Source organism: Pseudomonas sp. GL_090 (assembly GCF_057837765.1).
The window spans coordinates 4811057-4830586 of record NZ_CM174452.1 but is presented as its reverse complement, the minus strand read 5'-3'; the positions used below and the strand labels follow the sequence as shown (position 1 = coordinate 4830586).

Annotated in this window: 20 protein-coding genes; 18 read left to right on the top strand and 2 right to left on the bottom strand. The window is 61.3% G+C overall.

Annotated features, from left to right (window positions below):
• Positions 1-88: 88 nt before the first annotated feature.
• The 11 genes from AC3ITA_RS21660 (at position 89) to AC3ITA_RS21610 (ending at position 9224) form a co-directional block, all read left to right on the top strand.
• Positions 89-724, top strand: a complete 636-nt coding sequence (locus AC3ITA_RS21660) for a MotA/TolQ/ExbB proton channel family protein (protein WP_489278347.1) — start codon at positions 89-91, stop codon at positions 722-724.
• Positions 721-1149, top strand: a complete 429-nt coding sequence (locus tag AC3ITA_RS21655) for an ExbD/TolR family protein (RefSeq protein WP_095942611.1) — start codon at positions 721-723, stop codon at positions 1147-1149. The genes AC3ITA_RS21660 and AC3ITA_RS21655 overlap by 4 nt, the downstream gene beginning before the upstream one ends.
• A complete protein-coding gene (gene lpxK / locus AC3ITA_RS21650; RefSeq protein ID WP_489278346.1) occupies positions 1149-2159 on the top strand; it encodes a tetraacyldisaccharide 4'-kinase in 1011 nt (336 codons plus the stop codon). Before AC3ITA_RS21655 ends, lpxK begins: the two co-directional genes overlap by 1 nt.
• 23 nt (positions 2160-2182) lie before the next feature.
• Positions 2183-2368 (top strand): Trm112 family protein, encoded by a 186-nt coding sequence (locus AC3ITA_RS21645; protein WP_003179363.1) that lies wholly within the window; start codon positions 2183-2185, stop codon positions 2366-2368.
• Complete coding sequence (kdsB, locus tag AC3ITA_RS21640) at positions 2365-3129, top strand: 3-deoxy-manno-octulosonate cytidylyltransferase (protein ID WP_095942609.1); 765 nt, start codon at positions 2365-2367, stop codon at positions 3127-3129. The genes AC3ITA_RS21645 and kdsB overlap by 4 nt, the downstream gene beginning before the upstream one ends.
• Positions 3129-3593, top strand: coding sequence for a low molecular weight protein-tyrosine-phosphatase (locus tag AC3ITA_RS21635; RefSeq protein WP_095942608.1), 465 nt, complete (start codon positions 3129-3131; stop codon positions 3591-3593). Before kdsB ends, AC3ITA_RS21635 begins: the two co-directional genes overlap by 1 nt.
• Entirely contained in the window at positions 3590-4609 is a 1020-nt protein-coding gene (gene murB, locus AC3ITA_RS21630; protein WP_150672628.1) for a UDP-N-acetylmuramate dehydrogenase, read from the top strand. Before AC3ITA_RS21635 ends, murB begins: the two co-directional genes overlap by 4 nt.
• 250 nt (positions 4610-4859) lie before the next feature.
• A complete protein-coding gene (locus AC3ITA_RS21625) occupies positions 4860-5330 on the top strand; it encodes a (2Fe-2S)-binding protein (RefSeq protein ID WP_015096391.1) in 471 nt (156 codons plus the stop codon).
• Complete coding sequence (locus AC3ITA_RS21620) at positions 5327-7648, top strand: xanthine dehydrogenase family protein molybdopterin-binding subunit (RefSeq protein ID WP_489278345.1); 2322 nt, start codon at positions 5327-5329, stop codon at positions 7646-7648. The genes AC3ITA_RS21625 and AC3ITA_RS21620 overlap by 4 nt, the downstream gene beginning before the upstream one ends.
• Positions 7648-8631, top strand: a complete 984-nt coding sequence (locus AC3ITA_RS21615) for an XdhC family protein (RefSeq protein WP_489278344.1) — start codon at positions 7648-7650, stop codon at positions 8629-8631. The genes AC3ITA_RS21620 and AC3ITA_RS21615 overlap by 1 nt, the downstream gene beginning before the upstream one ends.
• Positions 8628-9224, top strand: coding sequence for a nucleotidyltransferase family protein (locus tag AC3ITA_RS21610; RefSeq protein WP_489278343.1), 597 nt, complete (start codon positions 8628-8630; stop codon positions 9222-9224). The genes AC3ITA_RS21615 and AC3ITA_RS21610 overlap by 4 nt, the downstream gene beginning before the upstream one ends.
• A gap of 191 nt (positions 9225-9415) precedes the next feature.
• Here the strand turns inward: AC3ITA_RS21610 and rne are convergent, their stop codons facing one another.
• Complete coding sequence (rne, locus tag AC3ITA_RS21605) at positions 9416-12661, bottom strand: ribonuclease E (protein WP_489278342.1); 3246 nt, start codon at positions 12659-12661, stop codon at positions 9416-9418.
• 702 nt (positions 12662-13363) lie between these two features.
• Between rne and rluC the strand changes: the two genes are divergently transcribed.
• From rluC to AC3ITA_RS21590, 3 genes are read left to right on the top strand one after another with little or no spacing between them, the layout of a single operon-like run.
• On the top strand, positions 13364-14326 hold the full coding sequence (gene rluC / locus AC3ITA_RS21600; RefSeq protein ID WP_095942602.1) for a 23S rRNA pseudouridine(955/2504/2580) synthase RluC: 963 nt from the start codon (positions 13364-13366) through the stop codon (positions 14324-14326).
• Entirely contained in the window at positions 14313-14975 is a 663-nt protein-coding gene (locus AC3ITA_RS21595) for an HAD-IA family hydrolase (protein ID WP_489278341.1), read from the top strand. Before rluC ends, AC3ITA_RS21595 begins: the two co-directional genes overlap by 14 nt.
• 24 nt (positions 14976-14999) lie before the next feature.
• On the top strand, positions 15000-15989 hold the full coding sequence (locus AC3ITA_RS21590) for a S49 family peptidase (protein WP_150672633.1): 990 nt from the start codon (positions 15000-15002) through the stop codon (positions 15987-15989).
• Positions 15990-16043: 54 nt separating this feature from the next.
• Here AC3ITA_RS21590 and AC3ITA_RS21585 read toward each other — a convergent pair whose 3' ends face one another.
• Positions 16044-16622 carry a Maf family protein gene (locus tag AC3ITA_RS21585; protein ID WP_150672634.1) on the bottom strand — a complete coding sequence of 193 codons (579 nt, stop codon included), beginning with the start codon at positions 16620-16622 and terminating at the stop codon, positions 16044-16046.
• A gap of 105 nt (positions 16623-16727) precedes the next feature.
• Between AC3ITA_RS21585 and AC3ITA_RS21580 the strand changes: the two genes are divergently transcribed.
• The 4 genes from AC3ITA_RS21580 (at position 16728) to fabD (ending at position 19530) form a co-directional block, all read left to right on the top strand.
• A complete protein-coding gene (locus AC3ITA_RS21580; RefSeq protein WP_007942001.1) occupies positions 16728-17255 on the top strand; it encodes a YceD family protein in 528 nt (175 codons plus the stop codon).
• 13 nt (positions 17256-17268) lie between these two features.
• Entirely contained in the window at positions 17269-17451 is a 183-nt protein-coding gene (gene rpmF / locus AC3ITA_RS21575; protein ID WP_003179396.1) for a 50S ribosomal protein L32, read from the top strand.
• A 4-nt stretch (positions 17452-17455) separates the two neighbouring features.
• Complete coding sequence (gene plsX, locus AC3ITA_RS21570) at positions 17456-18466, top strand: phosphate acyltransferase PlsX (protein WP_150672635.1); 1011 nt, start codon at positions 17456-17458, stop codon at positions 18464-18466.
• A gap of 125 nt (positions 18467-18591) precedes the next feature.
• Complete coding sequence (gene fabD, locus AC3ITA_RS21565; RefSeq protein WP_095946390.1) at positions 18592-19530, top strand: ACP S-malonyltransferase; 939 nt, start codon at positions 18592-18594, stop codon at positions 19528-19530.

The following is a 19530-nucleotide window of genomic DNA, read 5'->3' as shown; positions in this document are numbered from 1 at the left end:
TCAAGGCCCGACCGGTTGCGACATCACGGTTTTCGGTGCTTCAACCCCCTATGTTAGAGTGGCGCACTTTTTCGAGGGGGCTGTCACTGTGTGGGAATTGGTCAAATCCGGCGGCTGGATGATGTTGCCGATCATTTTGAGTTCCATCGCGGCCATGGCGATCGTTGCCGAACGTCTGTGGACCCTGCGGGCCAGCCGCGTGACCCCTGAGCATTTGCTCGGGCAGGTCTGGGTCTGGATCAAGGACAAGAAACTCAACAAAGACAGACTCAAGGAACTGCGCGCCAACTCGCCGCTGGGTGAAATCCTCGCCGCGGGCCTTGCCAACTCCAAGCATGGTCGCGAGATCATGAAAGAGTGCATCGAAGAGGCCGCACAACGGGTCATCCACGATCTGGAACGTTACATCAATGCCCTCGGCACCATTGCTGCCATGGCCCCGTTGCTGGGCTTGCTCGGTACCGTGCTGGGCATGATCGATATTTTCAGCGCGTTTACCGGCAATGGCATGACCACCAACGCTTCGGTGCTGGCCGGTGGTATTTCCAAGGCCCTGATCACCACGGCTGCCGGTTTGATGGTCGGTATCCCGGCGGTATTCTTCCATCGATTCCTGCAACGCCGGATCGATGAGCTGGTGGTAGGGATGGAGCAGGAAGCGATCAAACTGGTCGAGGTAGTGCAAGGCGACCGCGACGTGGACCTGGCCGAGGGCAAAGCGTGAAATTCCGCCGCAAACCACGGGAAACGGTGGACATCAACCTCGCGTCGCTGATCGACGTGGTGTTTATCCTGCTGCTGTTTTTTGTCGTGACCACCACCTTCACCCGTGAAACCCAGTTGCGCGTCGATCTGCCGGAAGCCGTCAGCGGCGCGCCGGCCGACGATCAGAGCAAACCTTTGGACATCGCCATCAGCGCCGACGGCGTGTTCTCGGTGAACAACCAGATTTTGCCGAAAAGTGACCTGGCGTCGCTGATGGACGCGCTGCAAAAAGCAGCCAACGGCGACACCAGCCGACCGCTGTCCATCAGCGCTGACGGCAAGACTGCGCATCAGTCCGTGGTGACGGCCATGGATGCGGCCGGCAAACTCGGCTTCAGTCATTTGCGCATGACCACCATCGAGGCGGCGCCCCCGGCGCCCTGATGGCCATGTCCGATCGATTGCTCGCCGCGTGGTACGCAGGTCATCCGGCCCTGAAGCTGTTGCAGCCATTGGAATGGCTGTACCGGCGCGTGGTCATGAACAAGCGCAAGCGCTTTCTGGCGGGTGAGGGCGAGATCTATCAGCCGCCGGTGCCGCTGATCGTGGTCGGCAACATCACTGTGGGTGGTACCGGCAAGACACCGCTGATTCTGTGGATGATCGAGCACTGCCAGCGCAGCGGCCTGCGGGTCGGCGTGGTCAGCCGGGGTTACGGCGCCAAACCGCCGCAGTTGCCGTGGCGGGTCGAGGCCGAGCAGAGCGCCGACATCGCCGGTGACGAGCCGTTGCTGATCGTCCAGCGCACGGGCGTGCCGCTGATGATCGACCCCAATCGCAGCAACGCCGTCAAAGCCTTGCTGGCCAGAGAGTCGCTGGACCTGATCCTGTCCGACGACGGCATGCAGCACTACCGCCTGGCCCGCGACCTGGAACTGGTGCTGATCGACGCCGCCCGAGGCCTGGGCAATCGCCGTTGCCTGCCCGCCGGGCCATTGCGTGAACCGGTCGAGCGCCTGCAAAGCGTCGACGCGGTGCTCTATAACGGTGCCACCGCTGACCGCGATAATGGATTTGCATTTCAGTTGCAACCCACCGCGCTGGTCAACCTGCGCAGCGGCGAACGGCGTCCCCTCGACCACTTTGGCGCAGGCCAGTCTGTGCACGCGGTGGCCGGCATCGGCAATCCGCAACGTTTCTTCAAGACCCTCGAAACGCTACACTGGCAGCCGGTTCCACATGCGTTTGCCGACCACGCCGAATACAGCGTGCAGGCGTTGAATTTCACGCCGTCATTGCCGTTGGTGATGACGGAAAAGGACGCGGTGAAATGCCGTGCCTTTGCCGCCGCCGACTGGTGGTACCTGGCGGTCGATGCCGTGCCGTCGCCGGCCTTCGTGGCCTGGTTCGACACACAGCTGATGCGCCTGCTGCCGGCTCGTTTGTTGCCTTAACTCCGTTTTTTCAGGGAATGCTCATGGACACCAAATTGCTCGATATCCTCGCTTGCCCGGTCTGCAAAGGCCCGCTCAAGCTCAGCGCCGACAAGACCGAGCTGATCAGCAAGGGTGCAGGCCTGGCCTACCCGATTCGCGACGGCATCCCGGTGATGCTCGAATCCGAAGCGCGCACCCTGACCACCGACGAGCGCCTGGATAAATGACCACAGCCTTTACCGTCGTCATTCCATCGCGTTACGCCTCCACCCGCCTGCCGGGCAAGCCGATGCTGCTGATCGCCGGCAAGCCGATGATCCAGCACGTCTGGGAACAGGCGAGCAAAAGCAGCGCCGAGCGGGTAGTGGTGGCCACCGACGACGCGCGCATCGTCGAGGCCTGCAAAGGCTTTGGCGCCGAAGTGGTGTTGACCCGTGAAGATCACAACTCCGGTACCGATCGCCTGGCCGAAGTCGCGATGAAGCTGGGCCTGGCGCCCGACGCCATCGTGGTCAACGTCCAGGGCGACGAGCCGCTGATCCCGCCGAGCGTCATCGATCAGGTCGCCGCCAATCTGGCGGCCCACGCCGAAGCGCGCATGGCCACCCTGGCCGAGCCGATCGAAGACGCGGCCACCCTGTTCAATCCCAACGTGGTCAAGGTCGTCAGCGACCTCAATGGCCTGGCGCTGACGTTCAGCCGTTCCACCTTGCCCTGGGCGCGGGATGCCTTCGCCGTGAACCCTGAGCAGTTGCCCGAAGGTGTGCCGTACCGCCGCCATATCGGCATCTATGCCTACCGCGCCGGTTTCTTGCAGGACTTCGTCAGCTGGGGCCCATGCTGGCTGGAAAACACCGAGTGCCTGGAACAGCTGCGTGCCCTGTGGCATGGCGTGCGGATCCACGTGGCCGACGCACTGATCGCGCCGCCCGCCGGCGTCGATACCGTTGAAGACCTTGAGCGCGTTCGTCGCCTGCTGGAGGCGTGATGCGGGTTCTGTTTGTCTGCCTGGGCAACATCTGCCGTTCACCCACGGCCGAAGGTGTGCTGCGGCATAAGCTGCGCGAGGCTGGCCTGGCCGATCAGGTTGAAGTGGCTTCCGCCGGCACCGGCGACTGGCATGTCGGCAAGGCGCCGGACAAGCGCAGTCAGGCCGCGGCAAAGCTGCGCGGTTATGACTTGTCCGCCCAGCGCGCCCAACAGGTCAGCCGTGCCGATTTCGCCACCTACGACCTGATCCTGGCAATGGACAACGGCAACCTGCGCAACCTCAAGGCCTTGCAGCCAGCCAAGGGCAAGGCCGAACTCGACCTGTTCCTGCGTCGTTATCAGTCGGAAATCGACGAGGTCCCGGATCCGTATTACGACGGCGATCAGGGTTTCGAGCAGGTGTTGGATTTGATCGAACACGCCAGTGATTTGCTGGTGATCGAATTGAAGGGACGGTTATGAGTTTGCAGGTTCAATCGCAGGTTTCGCTCAAGCCGTTCAACAGCTTTGGCGTGGATGTCCAGGCCCGGCTGTTCGCCGAGGCCCATAGCGACGCCGATGTGCGCGAAGCCCTGGCCTATGGGCTGGAACACGAGGTCCCGGTACTGGTGATCGGCGGTGGCAGCAATCTGCTACTGACGGCGGATATCGATTCACTGGTGCTGCGCATGGCCACGCGCGGGATTCGCGTGCTGAGCGATGAGGGTGGCAACGTGGTGATCGAGGCCGAGGCGGGTGAGCCGTGGCATCCTTTTGTGCAACACACACTGTCCCTCGGGCTCTCCGGTCTGGAAAACCTCAGCCTGATTCCCGGCACTGTCGGCGCGGCACCGATGCAGAACATTGGCGCTTACGGAGTCGAGATCAAGGACGTCTTCGCCGGCCTCACTGCCCTTGATCGCCTGAGCGGCGAACTGCGCGACTTCAGCCTGGCGGAGTGCAACTTCGCCTACCGCGACAGCCTGTTCAAGCAGGAGCCGGGGCGTTGGTTGATCCTGCGTGTGCGTTTCGCCCTCGACCGCGCCGCGCATCTGCATCTGGAGTACGGCCCGGTGCGTCAGCGCCTGACCGAACAAGGCATCGAGCATCCGACCGCCAGCGATGTCAGCCAGGCCATTTGCAGTATCCGCAACGAAAAACTTCCGGACCCGGCCGTACTCGGCAATGCCGGCAGCTTCTTCAAGAACCCTTTGGTGTCGGCGGCGCTGGCTGCACGACTCAAGGGCGAATACCCCGACCTGGTGGCCTATGCGCAACCCGACGGGCAGATGAAACTGGCCGCCGGTTGGCTGATCGAGCGGGCAGGGTGGAAAGGTTTCCGTGAGGCCGATGCTGGCGTGCATAGATTGCAGGCGCTGGTGCTGGTCAACTATGGCGGCGCGACGGGCCTGCAATTGCTGAATCTGGCACAACGCATCCAGAAAGACATTTTCGAGCGTTTCCATGTCGATCTGGAAATGGAGCCGAACCGCTATTGAGCTAAGCTTTCGAGACGGATCAAGCCCTGCACAATGTTTATTGTGCAGGGCTTTTTTGTTAATGCTCGGTTAACTTAGTCAGCTAACGATGCACACTCTTGCTCCACCAAAGGCCCGGTGCAGACCGTTTGCGTCCGCACAAGAGAGCCTATTAGCCTGAGTCGATCTGCGTGCGACCCTACGTCGCAAAGCCTGAGATCCAGCGGCAGATTGCTCGACCCCATAACTCAAGACCTATGCGGGCGTGCCCATGATTACCCTGAAACTCAATGGTCAAGACCATCAACTCGACGTCACCGAGGACATGCCGCTGCTCTGGGCGATCCGCGACGTGGCCGGTTACAACGGCACCAAATTCGGCTGCGGCATGGGCCTGTGCGGCGCCTGCACCATTCATATCGAAGGGGCCCCGGCACGCAGTTGCATCACGCCCATCGGTTCAGTCGTCGGGCAGAATGTCAGCACCATCGACAACCTGCATGCCGACCCGATCGGCAAAGTCGTGCAGCAAGCCTGGCTCGACACGGCAGTGGCCCAATGCGGTTTCTGCCAGGGCGGGCAAATCATGTCGGCGACGGCGCTGCTCAAGACCCATCCGAACCCGAGCGATGAGCAGATCGAAGAAGCCATGGTCGGCAACATCTGCCGCTGCGGCACCTACAACCGCATCAAGACCGCGATCCGCCAGGCTTCCACTCACCTGAAGGAGGCTAAGGCATGAGCCGGTTACCGAATGATTTCGCCCTGAGTAATCTCAGTCGCCGTGGTTTTCTCAAGGGCGTGGGGGCGACCGGTGCGCTGGTGGTCGCCGCGAGTTGGGGTTGGCAGGACGCGTTTGCCGAAGAGAAAGAGAAGAAGTTCGGCGCCGACGGCATGCCTCACGGCTGGGTTGACGATCCGAAAGTCTATGTGAGCATTGCCGCCGATGGCACGGTCACCGTGATCTGCAACCGTTCGGAAATGGGCCAGGGCGTACGCACCAGCCTGACCATGGTGGTGGCCGATGAACTGGAAGCCGACTGGGCGATGGTCAAGGTGCAGCAGGCCCCTGGCGATGAAGTACGCTTCGGCAATCAGGACACCGACGGCTCGCGCAGCATGCGTCACTGGTATGAGCCGATGCGCCGTTGCGGTGCCGCTGCGCGAACCATGCTCGAACAGGCCGCCGCCGCACAATGGAAAGTGCCGGTCGGTGAGTGTCACGCGAAACTGCACAAAGTCGTCCATGAGCCTTCAGGCCGCGAGCTCGGATATGGCGCTCTGGCTTTCGCCGCAAGCGCCTTGCCGGTTCCGGCCCGCGACAGCCTGAAGCTCAAGCAACCTTCGGAATTTCGATACATCGGCAAGGAAGGCACCAAGGCCATCGACGGTGAAGACATCGTCAACGGTCGTGCGGTGTACGGCGCCGACGTGCATTTCGACGGCATGCTGTACGCGACCATTGCGCGGCCCGCGGTGTATGGCGGCAAGGTCAAAAGCTTCGATGGCAGCGCGGCGATGAAAGTCCCTGGCGTGGTCAAAGTGGTACAGATCGAAAGCCGTCCGTTGCCCTCGGAATTTCAACCGCTCGGCGGGATCGCCGTGGTGGCGAGCAATACCTGGGCGGCGATCAAGGGCCGCGAGGCACTGAAAATCGAATGGGACGACGGCCCCAACGCCAGCTACGACTCGATTGCCTATCGCAAGGAACTCGAAGCCGCCTCGCTCAAACCCGGCAAAGTGGTGCGCAGTACCGGCAACATCGATCAGGCCTTGGCCAGCGCCGATAGCACCCTGGAAGCCTCCTACTACTTGCCGCATCTGTCACAGTCACCGATGGAGCCGATGGTCGCCATTGCGCGATTCAAGGGCGGTGCGTGTGAAGCCTGGGGGCCAAGCCAGGCGCCGCAGGTCAGCCGGGAGCGAATCGGCGAGCGTCTGGGCCTGCCGTTCGACAAGGTCACGTTCAACGTGACCCTGCTCGGTGGCGGATTCGGGCGCAAGTCCAAGCCTGACTTCATCATCGAGGCCGCCGTCCTCGCCAAGGAATTTCCCGGAAAAGCAGTGCGGGTGCAATGGACCCGTGAAGACGACATCCACTGTTCCTACTTCCATACCGTGTCGGCCGAATACCTCAAGGCCAGCCTGAACAAGGATGGCCTGCCGTCCGGCTGGTTGCACCGTACGGTGGCGCCGAGCATCACCGCGTTGTTTGCGCCGGGCATGAACCATGAGGCGGCGTTCGAGCTGGGCATGGGCTTCACCAACATGGCCTATGCGATCCCCAACATTCGCCTGGAGAACCCCGAGGCAACGGTGCATACCCGAGTGGGTTGGTATCGCTCGGTGTCGAACATTCCACATGGCTTCGCGATCCAGAGCTTTATCGATGAACTGGCGCACAAGGCCGGGCAGGATCCGCTGAAGTACCAGATCAGATTGCTCGGCCCGGACCGTCAGATCGATCCGCGCACCTTGAGTGAAGAGTGGAACTACGGCGAATCCCCCGAGCGTTATCCGATCGATACCGCGCGCCTGCGCACGGTACTGGAGACCGCCGCCAAAGCTGCCGGTTGGGGGCGTGAGTTGCCCAAGGGGCGCGGCCTGGGCCTGGCGGTGCATTACAGCTTCGTGACCTATGTGGCGGCGGTGATCGAAGTTGAGGTCAAGGACGACGGTACGCTGGTGGTGCACAAGGCCGACATTGCTGTCGATTGCGGTCCGCAGATCAACCCCGAGCGGATTCGCGCGCAGTTCGAGGGCGCCTGCGTCATGGGTCTGGGTAATGCGGTGCTGGGGGAAATCAGCTTCAAGGACGGCAAGGTCCAGCAGGATAACTTCCACATGTACGAAGTGGCGCGCATGTCCCTGGCGCCGAAAGAAGTGGCGGTGCATCTGGTGACGCCGCCGGGCAACGTACCATTGGGCGGTGTGGGTGAACCGGGCGTACCACCGATTGCGCCGGCACTGTGCAATGCGATCTTTGCTGCCACCGGCAAACGCATCCGCAATCTGCCGGTTCGTTATCAGCTGTCGGGCTGGCAGAAGGCAGGCGCCTGATGGACAGCGCTGATCTGAACGTGCTGCGCAGCGTGTTGCAATGGCATCGCGCCGGTCAGCGGGTGGTGTTGTACAGCGTGGTCGAAACCTGGGGCACCGCGCCCCGGGCACCCGGCGCCATGCTGGCTCTGCGTGAAGACGGCATGGTGATTGGTTCGGTCTCGGGTGGGTGTGTCGAAGATGACTTGATCGCCCGGCTGCACGACGGGCGCCTGGCGCTTGACGGGCCGCCGGTGCAGCTGATCACGTACGGCGTGACCCGCGAGGAAGCCGCGCGTTTCGGCTTGCCCTGCGGTGGCACCTTGCGCTTGACCGAGGAGCGTATCGACGATGGGGATTGGGTCGAGCAATTGCTTGCCCATTGCGAGGCCCATGAAATCGTTGCGCGCGAACTGAATCTGACCACCGGCAAAGTGCTTTTGCTGCCGGCCAGTAAAACTGACGTGTTGACGTTCGACGGACAGACCTTGCGGGCGATCTATGGCCCGCGCTGGCGCTTGCTGCTGATCGGCGCGGGGCAGTTGTCGCGCTTTGTGGCGGAAATGGCCCGGCTGCTGGATTTCGAGGTGCTGATTTGCGATCCGCGCAGCGAATTCGTCTACGGCTGGGAGGAGCAGCACGGACGGTTCGTTTCGGGCATGCCGGATGAGGCGGTATTGAACATTCAGACCGATGAACGCACGGCGATCGTGGCCTTGACCCATGATCCGCGCCTTGATGACATGGCGCTGCTCACGGCTCTGGACTCCAGGGCTTTTTACGTCGGGGCGCTGGGATCGCGAGTCAACAGCCAGAAACGTCGGGAAAACCTGGCTCAACTGGGCTTGTCGCAAGCGGCGATTGACCGCTTGCATGGTCCGATCGGTTTGCACATCGGCAGTCATAATCCGGCGGAAATTGCCTTGTCGCTCATGGCGGAAATCGTGGCGGTCAAAAACGGCATCGAACTGAAGCAGAAGAAAGTCCTGCAGGAGAGGGTATGAGCGAGTCCATTGGCGTCATCGTGTTGGCGGCAGGGCAGGGCAGCCGCTTTCGTCAGGTGGCGGGTGACGAAAAGGATAAATTGGTGGCCGATTGCACCGGGCGTGACGGCGTGGTGCGGTCCGTCATCGAGCACACGTTGGTCAACCTGCCGGCGGCGCTGGACAAACGCGTACTGGTGACCACGGCTGACCGCCCGCAGGTTATTCGCATGGCTCAGGCCTATGGCTGCGAGATTGTGCTGATCGAATCGACGGGAATGGGTGACAGCATTGCCGCAGGAGTCGCTGCCTGCAAGCAGCTTGATGGCTGGCTGATGGTGCTGGGGGATATGCCGTTCATCCTGCCATCCAGTATCGGGCAAGTGGTGGCGGGTATTGGCGATGACCGTATCAGCGTGCCCGTGCAGGGCGGTGAGTATGGGCATCCGGTCGGGTTCGGACGGGACTTCGCGGCGGGGTTGACGGCATTGTCGGGGGATCGCGGTGCCAAACCGCTGTTTGCCCAAGGGCGGGTGGTTGAGGTGGCAGTAGCGGATCCCGGTGTGTTGTGGGATGTGGATGTGCCGCAGGCATTGATCTTTAGCCCCGCATAGATCTACAGATCAACCTGGATCCCCTGTAGGCGCGAGCTTGCTCGCGATAGCGATCTGGCATCCAACAGAGATGCAATCTGATCCACCGCCATCGCGAGCAGGCTCGCTCCTACAATGGATTGTTGTGAAGTCCGGATATAAAAAAGCCCCGCCTGGGATCACCAGGCGGGGCTTTTTAGTGGCCGATGGAATCAGACGAGAGGTTTAGTCTCGTGCTCTTTTTCCTCGGCTTGCTCTACCGCTTCCTGAACGGAGCGCGGTGCTTCGTGGATCACCGACTCAGCCGGCTCGGCAGCCGCCTCAGGGGCAGGAGCTGCCTCAACCACTTCAGCAGCAACCGGTGCAGGCTCGGCAGCGACAACCGCTTGAGCTGGAGCCGCAGCGGCAGCCAGTTCAGCTTCCTTCTGCAGACGCTCGGCTTCACGCTTGCGACGACGCACTTCACGCGGGTCGTTAGGCGCACGGCCACTTGGCGTCAGGGCGCTGGCAGGAGTTTCGACTACCGGAGCTGGTGCCTCGGCAACGACCGGAGCTTCAACGACTGGCGCTGGGGCCGGTTCCGCGGCGGTAACCACCGGCTCGGAAACCATGGCTTCAGCCACTTGGGCTTCAGCGGCAGGTGCAGCGGCTTCAGCGACGGCTGGCTCGGCAACCCAGTTGAATGCGGTTTGTTCTTCGCGAACTTCACGCACGGTTTCAGTCACGGTCTCAACAACCGCTTCTGCAGCCTCAGCAGGTGCTTCTACCACTGGCGCTGGCTCGGCAGCCGCTTCAACAGCAGGCTGAGCTTCCGGCGCAGACGACACTTCGATTTCCGGCGAGGCGGTGACTTCGACCGGTGTGGTCGCTTCAACGACTGGCGCTTCAACCGGAGCCGGTTCCAGGGTCGCGGCAGTGGCGCGTTCGGCTTGCACGTTGGCCTCAGCTTCGGCTGGAGCGCTGATCACGCTGCTGGCAACGGCTGCGGTGACAGCCAGGCCGGCGGCCAGATCGGCAGTGCTTGGCGCTTCAGCGTTTTCGCCGGACTCGGATTCTTCCGAACCTTCGATCACGTTGCCGTTGGCGTCACGCTGACGCTCGCGACGGTTGCTGCGACGACGCTGACCACGGGAGCGGCGGCGTGGACGATCGCCTTCGGCGCCTTCCTGGCCGTCTTCCTGCAGTTGCTCTTCGTTGGTGACCAGTTCTTCTTCGGTTGCGGCTGCGGCAGCTTGTTCGGCACGTGGCTGACGTTCTTCACGCGGTGGGCGTGGAGCGCGTTCTTCACGCGGCTGGCGAGCTGGACGCTCTTCAGCGGTGGCAGCGGTGGCAGCGGCGGCCGGAGCAGCCGGAGCAGCCGGAGCAGCCGGAGCAGCATCCAGTGGCTCGCGCAGTTCACGAACGCGCTCTTCACGCTCGCCACGTGGCTTGCGATCTTCACGCGGAGCGCGCGGTGCACGTTCTTCACGAGGCGCGCGTGGTGCGCGTTCTTCGCGGGCTACTGCCGGCGTTTCTTCGCGGGTTTCGCGAGGCTCGCGCACTTCACGTGGCTGACGCTCTTCACGCGGCTCGCGTGGTGCGCGTTCTTCACGCGGTGCACGCTCTTCGCGAGGCTTGCGCTCTTCATCGCGGCGACCGTTACGGTTGCGGCTCTGCTGGCGACCGTTGCGACGCTCTTCGTTGCGGGCCGGACGCTCGGTGGTCGCAGGTTTTTCAACCACAACCGGAGCTACAGGCTCTTCCTTGGTGGCGAACAGGCTCACCAGCGACTTCACCAGGCCTTTGAACAGGCTTGGCTCAGGCACTGCAACCGGAGCAGGAGCCGGAGCGGTCACTTCGGTCGGCACCGGAGCGTTGGCGCGGACCGGGGCCGTCTTGACCGCGGCTTCCTGGCGAACCAGGGTGCGGGTCGCGGCGGCTGGCTGGACTTCCTCGACTTCGGCAGCGGCAGCGGCGATTTCGTAGCTGGACTGATTGGTCGCGGCTTCCGGGCTGTCATCACGCAGGCGCTGCACTTCGAAGTGCGGAGTTTCGAGGTGATCGTTCGGCAGGATGACGATGCGGGCGCGGGTGCGCAGTTCGATCTTGGTGATCGAGTTGCGCTTTTCGTTGAGCAGGAAAGCGGCCACCGGGATCGGCACTTGTGCACGAACTTCGGCGGTACGGTCTTTCAGGGCTTCTTCTTCGATCAGGCGCAGGATCGCCAGGGACAGCGATTCAACGTCACGGATGATGCCGGTGCCGTTGCAACGCGGGCAGACGATGCCGCTGCTTTCGCCCAGGGAAGGACGCAGGCGCTGACGGGACATTTCCAGCAGGCCGAAGCGCGAGATGCGACCGACTTGCACGCGGGCGCGGTCGGCTTCCAGGCATTCGCGGACTTTCTCTTCCACGGCGCGCTGGTTCTTGGCAGGGGTCATGTCGATGAAGTCGATGACGATCAGACCGCCGATGTCGCGCAGGCGCAACTGACGGGCGATTTCCTCGGCCGCTTCAAGGTTGGTTTGCAGCGCGGTTTCTTCGATGTCGCTGCCTTTGGTGGCGCGCGCCGAGTTGATGTCGATGGACACCAGGGCCTCGGTCGGATCGATAACGATGGAGCCGCCGGAAGGCAGTTCGACAACGCGCTGGAAGGCGGTTTCGATCTGGCTTTCGATCTGGAAGCGGTTGAACAGCGGAACGCTGTCTTCGTACAGCTTGATCTTGCTGGCGTACTGCGGCATCACCTGGCGGATGAAGGTCAGGGCTTCGTCCTGGGCTTCAACGCTGTCGATCAGCACTTCGCCGATGTCCTGGCGCAGGTAGTCGCGGATCGCGCGGATGATCACGTTGCTTTCCTGGTAGATCAGGAACGGTGCGGAACGATCCAGCGAGGCTTCTTTGATGGCGGTCCACAGTTGCAGCAGGTAGTCGAGGTCCCACTGCATTTCTTCGCTGCTGCGGCCAAGGCCGGCAGTGCGCACGATCAGACCCATGTCGGCCGGGGCAACCAGGCCGTTCAGGGCTTCACGCAGTTCGTTGCGCTCTTCACCTTCGATGCGACGGGAAATACCGCCGGCACGCGGGTTGTTCGGCATCAGCACCAGGTAACGACCGGCCAGGCTGATGAAGGTGGTCAGGGCGGCGCCCTTGTTGCCACGTTCTTCTTTTTCGACCTGAACGATGACTTCCTGGCCTTCGCTCAGGACGTCCTTGATGTTGACGCGGCCTTCCGGGGCTTTCTTGAAGTATTCGCGGGAGATTTCTTTGAGGGGCAGGAAGCCGTGGCGCTCAGAGCCGAAATCGACAAAGGCAGCCTCGAGGCTTGGTTCGATGCGAGTAATCCGGCCTTTATAGATGTTGGCCTTCTTCTGCTCGCGTGCACCGGATTCGATGTCCAGGTCGTAGAGGCGCTGGCCATCTACCAGTGCAACACGCAACTCTTCGGGTTGAGTTGCGTTAATCAGCATTCTTTTCATGTAGTACCGTCGGTTTCCGGGCTGCCGGAAACGGCGTTCGGCACACACGACTTCTCACGGTCGGTGTCAGGTGCGTCGGGAGTGGTTGGCCATTTCCCGTGTCCAGCGAAGTCCGGCCAATGTGGGCCTTCATCGCGACGTACGCGTCCTGCTTGCTGTGGCTACTTAAGCACTCAGTCAGGAGGAGGAATCAACCAGCGGCTGTGGACGAGATGAAGCGTCTTGAGAAAGCCTGTTGCTACACAGTCCGGCGGTTGTGCATCTCCACCCTACACGTATCCCTGATAATTCGGGTGCTGCCGCGCGCAGAATCCGCAGCGGGTTGGCATTTACCGTGAGCTCCGAAAGGGGAGGTCACGCATCATGGCTAATTTAGGCGTTGTTTCCGATGCCTTCGCTCGGGGTCATTCGCAGCTGACTGCACTTTGTGAACTGGCCGTGAATATGGCGCGCAAAACGAGTGGAAAACTCTGTTTTGTGGCGTGATTCAGGCCTCATGTCACCTGCGCTCGTTACACCTGCAAACTCCACCGTTACGTAGCGAAAGCCCCGTAGGACGGCCTCGCGTCCTGGTGAATTGCGTTGGTCAGGGCCGGTTTTTGACCGTTGGTCCGCTGTCCAGGCCGCTTTTGGCGACGTTCGCGACTATAGCAGCAATGATTAAGTGCTTCAATTCCATAAAAAATTGTTATCATCCGCGCCATGACGACGACTACCCTCCCGACTCCAAGCGTACAACTGCTTGAGGTCTCGCCGGAATATGCCGGCCAGCGCATTGATAATTTCCTTCTCGCCCGACTCAAAGGCGTGCCCAAGACCTTGATTTACCGCATTTTGCGCAAGGGCGAAGTGCGCGTGAACAAAGGTCGGATCAAGCCCGAGTACAAGCTGCAGGCGGGCGATATCGTGCGCGTACCGCCGGTTCGTGTGCCTGAGCGCGACGAGCCGGTACCACTGGCTCAAGGCCTGCTGCAGCGACTCGAAGCCTCGATTGTCTTCGAAGACAAGGCGCTGATCGTGATCAACAAGCCTTGCGGCATCGCCGTTCACGGCGGCAGCGGCTTGAATTACGGAGTGATCGAAGCCTTTCGTCAGTTGCGCCCCGATTGCAAGGAGCTCGAACTGGTTCATCGTCTTGACCGTGATACGTCCGGCCTGTTGATGATCGCCAAGAAGCGCAGCATGCTGCGTCACTTGCACACGGCCTTGCGCGGCGATGGCGTCGATAAGCGTTATATGGCGCTGGTTCGCGGTAACTGGGCGTCCTCGATCAAGCAAGTCCGGGCGTCGCTCGGCAAGAGCAATCTGCGCTCCGGCGAGCGTATGGTCGAGGTCGACGAGGAGGAGGGCAAGGAGTCTGTGACCGTGTTCAAGGTCCTGCGGCGTTTTGGCGACTTTGCCACCTTGATCGAAGCCAAGCCGATCACCGGTCGCACCCACCAGATTCGCGTCCATACCTTGCACGCCGGTCACTGCATTGCCGGTGACACCAAGTACGGCGATGACGATTTCAGTAAGGAAATTCGCGATCTGGGTGGCAAGCGCCTGTTCCTGCACGCCTACATGCTGACCGTGCCACTCCCCGATGGCGGTGAACTGAAGCTGCAAGCGCCGGTCGACGAGATGTGGGCCAAAACCGTGGAGCGATTGAGTGCGCCCATCTGATTACAAGCTGCTGATCTTCGATTGGGACGGCACCCTGGCCGATTCCATTGGCCGGATTGTCGAGGCGATGCACGTCGCCTCCCGGCGTTCCGGCTTTGAGCTGTGCGATGACCTGGCTGTCAAGGGCATCATCGGCCTGGGTCTGCCGGAGGCGATCCGCACCCTGTACCCCGAAATCGGCGATGCCGAGCTGATCGCGTTCCGCGAGCACTATGCTGAGCATTACATTGCGTCGGAGGCTGTGCCTTCGCCGCTGTTCGAAGGTGTGGTCGAATCGCTCGAGGCATTTCGTGCCGAGGGCTATCATCTGGCTGTGGCGACCGGCAAGGCTCGTCGCGGGCTGGATCGGGTGTTGAAGTCCCATGGCTGGGAGAATTACTTCGATATCACTCGTGCCGCCGACGAGACCGCCAGCAAGCCCCATCCGCTGATGCTCGAACAAATTCTCGCCCATTGCGAGGTTCGCCCGGAACAGGCGTTGATGGTCGGCGATTCGTCCTTTGATTTGCAGATGGCGCGCAACGCCGGCATGGGCTCGGTGGCCGTCAGCTATGGCGCTCAAACGATCGATGCGTTGAAGTTGTATGAGCCGCGACTGGCCATCGATCGTTTTTCAGAATTGCATGCCTGGCTGAGTCAGCAGGCTTAACCGGTTGTTTGTGGGGTGGATGGCATGACCGACGAATGGAAGGCGCCCGCCAAGGCGAGCGCAGAGAGCGGTGACGACAGAAGCTGGAAGCTGCTGGAAAAGACGCTGCTGGCCGGTATACAGGAGCAGCGTCGGTCCCGTCGCTGGGGGATATTCTTCAAATTTCTGATTTTTGTGTATCTGTTCGGCGCAATTGCGCTGTTTTCGCCGCTGATGGATATGGAAAAGGCTGCGACCCTCAGTGCCAATTACACGGCGTTGATCGACGTGACAGGTGTGATTGCCGACAAGGAGTCGGCCAGCGCGGACAATATCGTTGGCAGTCTGCGCGCGGCTTTCGAGGACAAGAAGGTCAAGGGCGTCGTCCTGCGCATCAACAGCCCGGGCGGCAGTCCGGTGCAGTCGGGTTATGTCTATGACGAGATCCGTCGCCTGCGCGGCCTGCATCCGGACATCAAGCTCTATGCGGTCATTTCCGACTTGGGGGCTTCCGGTGCTTACTACATTGCCAGCGCGGCAGATCAGATCTACGCCGACAAGGCGAGCCTGGTCGGCTCCATTGGTGTGACGGCGGCCGGTTATGGTTTTGTCGGTACCATGGAGAAACTGGGCGTCGAGCGTCGCACCTACACTTCTGGCGAGCACAAGTCGTTCCTTGATCCGTTCCAGCCACAGAAGCCGGAAGAAACTGCCTTCTGGCAGGGCGTACTCGATACGACCCACAAGCAGTTCATCAATAGCGTCAAGCAGGGGCGCGGCGATCGGCTGAAGGATAAGGAGCATCCGGAGCTGTTCTCCGGCCTGGTCTGGTCCGGCGAGCAGGCGCTGCCGCTGGGGCTGATCGATGGGCTGGGTAATGCCAGTTCGGTTGCGCGGGATGTGATCGGCGAGAAAGAGCTGGTGGACTTCACCGTTCAGGAGTCGCCGTTCGATCGCTTCTCGAAAAAGCTCGGTGCCAGCGTGGCTGAGCATTTGGCGATGTGGATGGGGTTTAGCGGTCCGTCGCTGCGCTGATTCTGAAACGACATGAAAAACCGGCCTGCGTGGCCGGTTTTTTAGTATCGGGATTCAAGGAACCTGTACGCCTTCGGTCAGCAACATGTCGATCAGGCGAATCAGCGGCAGACCGATCAGGCTGGTGGCGTCGGGCCCCTCGGTGCTGCGAAACAGGCTGACCCCCAGGCCTTCGGCCTTGAAGCTGCCTGCGCAGTCGTAGGGTTGCTCGGCGTGCAGGTAGCGTTCGATGCGCGGTGCGTCGAGTGTGCGCATGTTTACGGTGAACGGCACGCAATCGACCTGGCAGTGCCCTGTCTGGCTGTTGAGCAGGGCCAGGCCGGTCAGGAACGTCACGCTGGCGCCGCTGGCGGCCAGCAGTTGTTCGCGTGCTTTTTCGAACGTGTGGGGCTTGCCGATAATCCGCTCTCCCAGCACGGCGACCTGGTCGGAGCCGATTATCAGATGAGCGGTATGGCTGTCAGCCAGGGCGCGGGCTTTCTCTTCGGCGAGGCGCTTGACCAGCTCGATGGCGGACTCGTCCGGGTTATGGCTTTCGTCGATATCCGGCGAGCTGCAAGTGAAAGGCAGCTGCAGGCGGGTCAGTAATTCCCGGCGATAGGCCGAGCTGGAAGCGAGTAATAAAGGCAGCATGCGCAACTCCATAAGGCGTGCGCGAATTCTAGCGAGGCTTCCAAGTGACGGACAGGGCTGAATTTCCTTTGACATGGGCGGGTGCATCCCTATAATGCTGCGCCTATGTTGAATGACCCGATTCCACCTCACGTTGACCCGCGCAAATTGGCTGATCGTGGCACCACCCTTCAAGGTGAAATGCTGCTGGCCGATTTGGAGAGACTCTGCGACCCGCTTTCCGACAATGTCGGTACGGTGCAGGCTAAATTCGTTTTTGAACGAGATGAACGTAAATCTGTGGTCATCCACAGCTTTATCGACACTGAAGTCAAAATGGTTTGCCAGCGTTGTCTTGAGCTGGTCACCCTGCCGATCCATAGCGAATGCAGTTACGCTGTGGTGAAGGAGGGTGCGAATACCCAGTCGTTGCCGAAAGGTTATGACGTGCTGGAACTGGGCGAAGATCCTTTGGATCTGCAGTCACTGATCGAGGAGGAGCTTCTGCTCGCCTTGCCCATTGTGCCTGCTCATCATCCGGAAGAATGCCAGCAGCCGGCGGGAGCAGATGAGCCCGAACCGAGCGAGGACGAGGTAACGCGGTCCAACCCGTTCAGTGTATTGGCGCAGTTAAAGCGTGACCCAAACGTTTAGGAGTTAATCAATTATGGCTGTTCAGCAGAACAAAAAATCCCGCTCTGCCCGTGACATGCGCCGTTCGCACGACGCTCTCGAGGCTAGCACCCTGTCTGTAGAAAAAACCACCGGTGAAGTTCACCTGCGTCACCACGTATCGCCAGAAGGCGTATACCGTGGCCGTAAAGTGATCGACAAGGGCGCTGACGAGTAATCACTTGTCCGCTCAAGTCATCGCGATTGACGCAATGGGCGGGGACTTCGGTCCCCGCAGCATTGTCCAGGCCAGCCTTGCCTGCCTGTCTGCTACACCCTCGCTGCACCTGACCCTCGTCGGTCAACCCTCCCTTCTTGAAGAATTGATCGCTGGCTATCCGGCTGTGGATCGCGCGCGCCTGTCGATTACGCCGGCGTGCGAAGTCATCACCATGGACGAAAAACCTGCCCAGGCCCTGCGTGGCAAGCCCGACTCGTCGATGCGCGTGGCACTTGAGTTGTTGCGCGACGGCAAGGTCCAGGCCTGTGTCAGTGCCGGTAATACCGGCGCGCTGATGGCATTGTCGCGTTTCGTGCTCAAGACCCTGCCGGGCATTGATCGTCCGGCCATGGTGGCGGCGATTCCGACACAAAAGGGTTACTGCCAGTTGCTTGACCTGGGCGCCAATGTCGATTGCAGTGCCGAGCATCTGTTGCAGTTTGCGGTCATGGGCTCGGTGGCAGCGGAGACCCTGGGCATAATCCGTCCGCGGGTGGCGTTGCTGAACATCGGCACCGAAGACATCAAGGGTAATCAACAGGTCAAGCTGGCAGCGACTTTGTTGCAAGGCGCCCGTGGCATCAATTACATCGGCTTTATCGAGGGCGACGGTTTGTACCGTGGCGAAGCGGATGTGGTGGTGTGTGACGGTTTTGTCGGCAACATCCTGCTCAAATCCAGCGAAGGCCTGGCGACCATGATTGCCGGGCGTATCGAGGCGTTGTTCAGAAAAAGCGTGGCCTCTCGCGTGGTCGGCGCGCTGGCGCTGCCCTTGATGAAGCGTCTGCAGGCCGATCTGGCGCCTGCACGGCACAACGGCGCGAGCTTTCTCGGTTTGCAGGGGATTGTGGTGAAAAGCCACGGTTCTGCCGGGGTCCAGGGGTTTCAGAGTGCCATTGCACGCGCCTTGATCGAGATTCAGGAGAATCTTCCCGAGCGCCTGCACGGTCGTCTGGAGGATTTGTTGCTTTAGGCGTTTTCGTCGGACAATGCTTAAATGTGACCGCTTGGTTCGATGGGCCATCCAACTGTCAGTTTCTTGCGTCCCCAAAGCGGGGCGCCAACTCTCCGACGACAAGATCATTAGGGGCTTGTTACATGTCTGCTTCCCTCGCATTCGTCTTTCCAGGACAGGGTTCGCAGTCCCTCGGCATGCTGGCCGAGCTGGGCGCGCAACATCCGGTTGTCCTTGAAACATTCAAAGAAGCTTCCGATGCACTGGGTTACGACCTGTGGGCACTGACCCAGCAAGGGCCGGAAGAGCAACTCAATCAAACCGATAAAACCCAGCCGGCCATTCTGACCGCCTCTATCGCCCTGTGGCGTCTGTGGCTGGCCGAAGGTGGCGCGCGTCCGGCTTACGTTGCCGGGCACAGCCTGGGCGAATACAGCGCGCTGGTCGCGGCAGGCAGTCTGAGCCTGGGCGACGCGGTGAAGCTCGTCGAGCGTCGTGGCCAGTTGATGCAGGAAGCCGTTCCGGCCGGGCAAGGCGGCATGGCTGCCATCCTGGGCCTGGACGATGCTGACGTACTGGCAGCCTGCGCCGAAGCGGCGCAAGGCGAGGTAGTCAGTGCAGTCAATTTCAACTCGCCGGGCCAGGTGGTCATCGCCGGTGCCAGGGCTGCCGTCGAGCGCGCCATCGAAGGCTGCAAGGCGCGTGGTGCCAAGCGCGCCATGCCGCTGCCGGTCAGCGTGCCGTCGCACTGCGAGCTGATGCGTCCGGCCGCCGAGCGTTTCGCCGAGTCGATCGCCGCGATCAACTGGCAGGCACCGCAGATTCCTGTGGTGCAGAACGTCAGTGCCCAAGTGCCGGCCGATCTGGAAACCCTCAAGCGCGATCTGCTCGAGCAACTGTACAAGCCAGTACGCTGGGTTGAATCGGTCCAGGCGCTGGCCGCCAAGGGCGCGACCAACCTGGTCGAGTGTGGTCCGGGCAAAGTACTGGCCGGTCTGAACAAGCGTTGCGCTGAAGGCGTGTCGACATCCAACCTCAATACCCCAGACGCTTTCGCTGCCGCCCGTGCAGCGTTGGCCTGA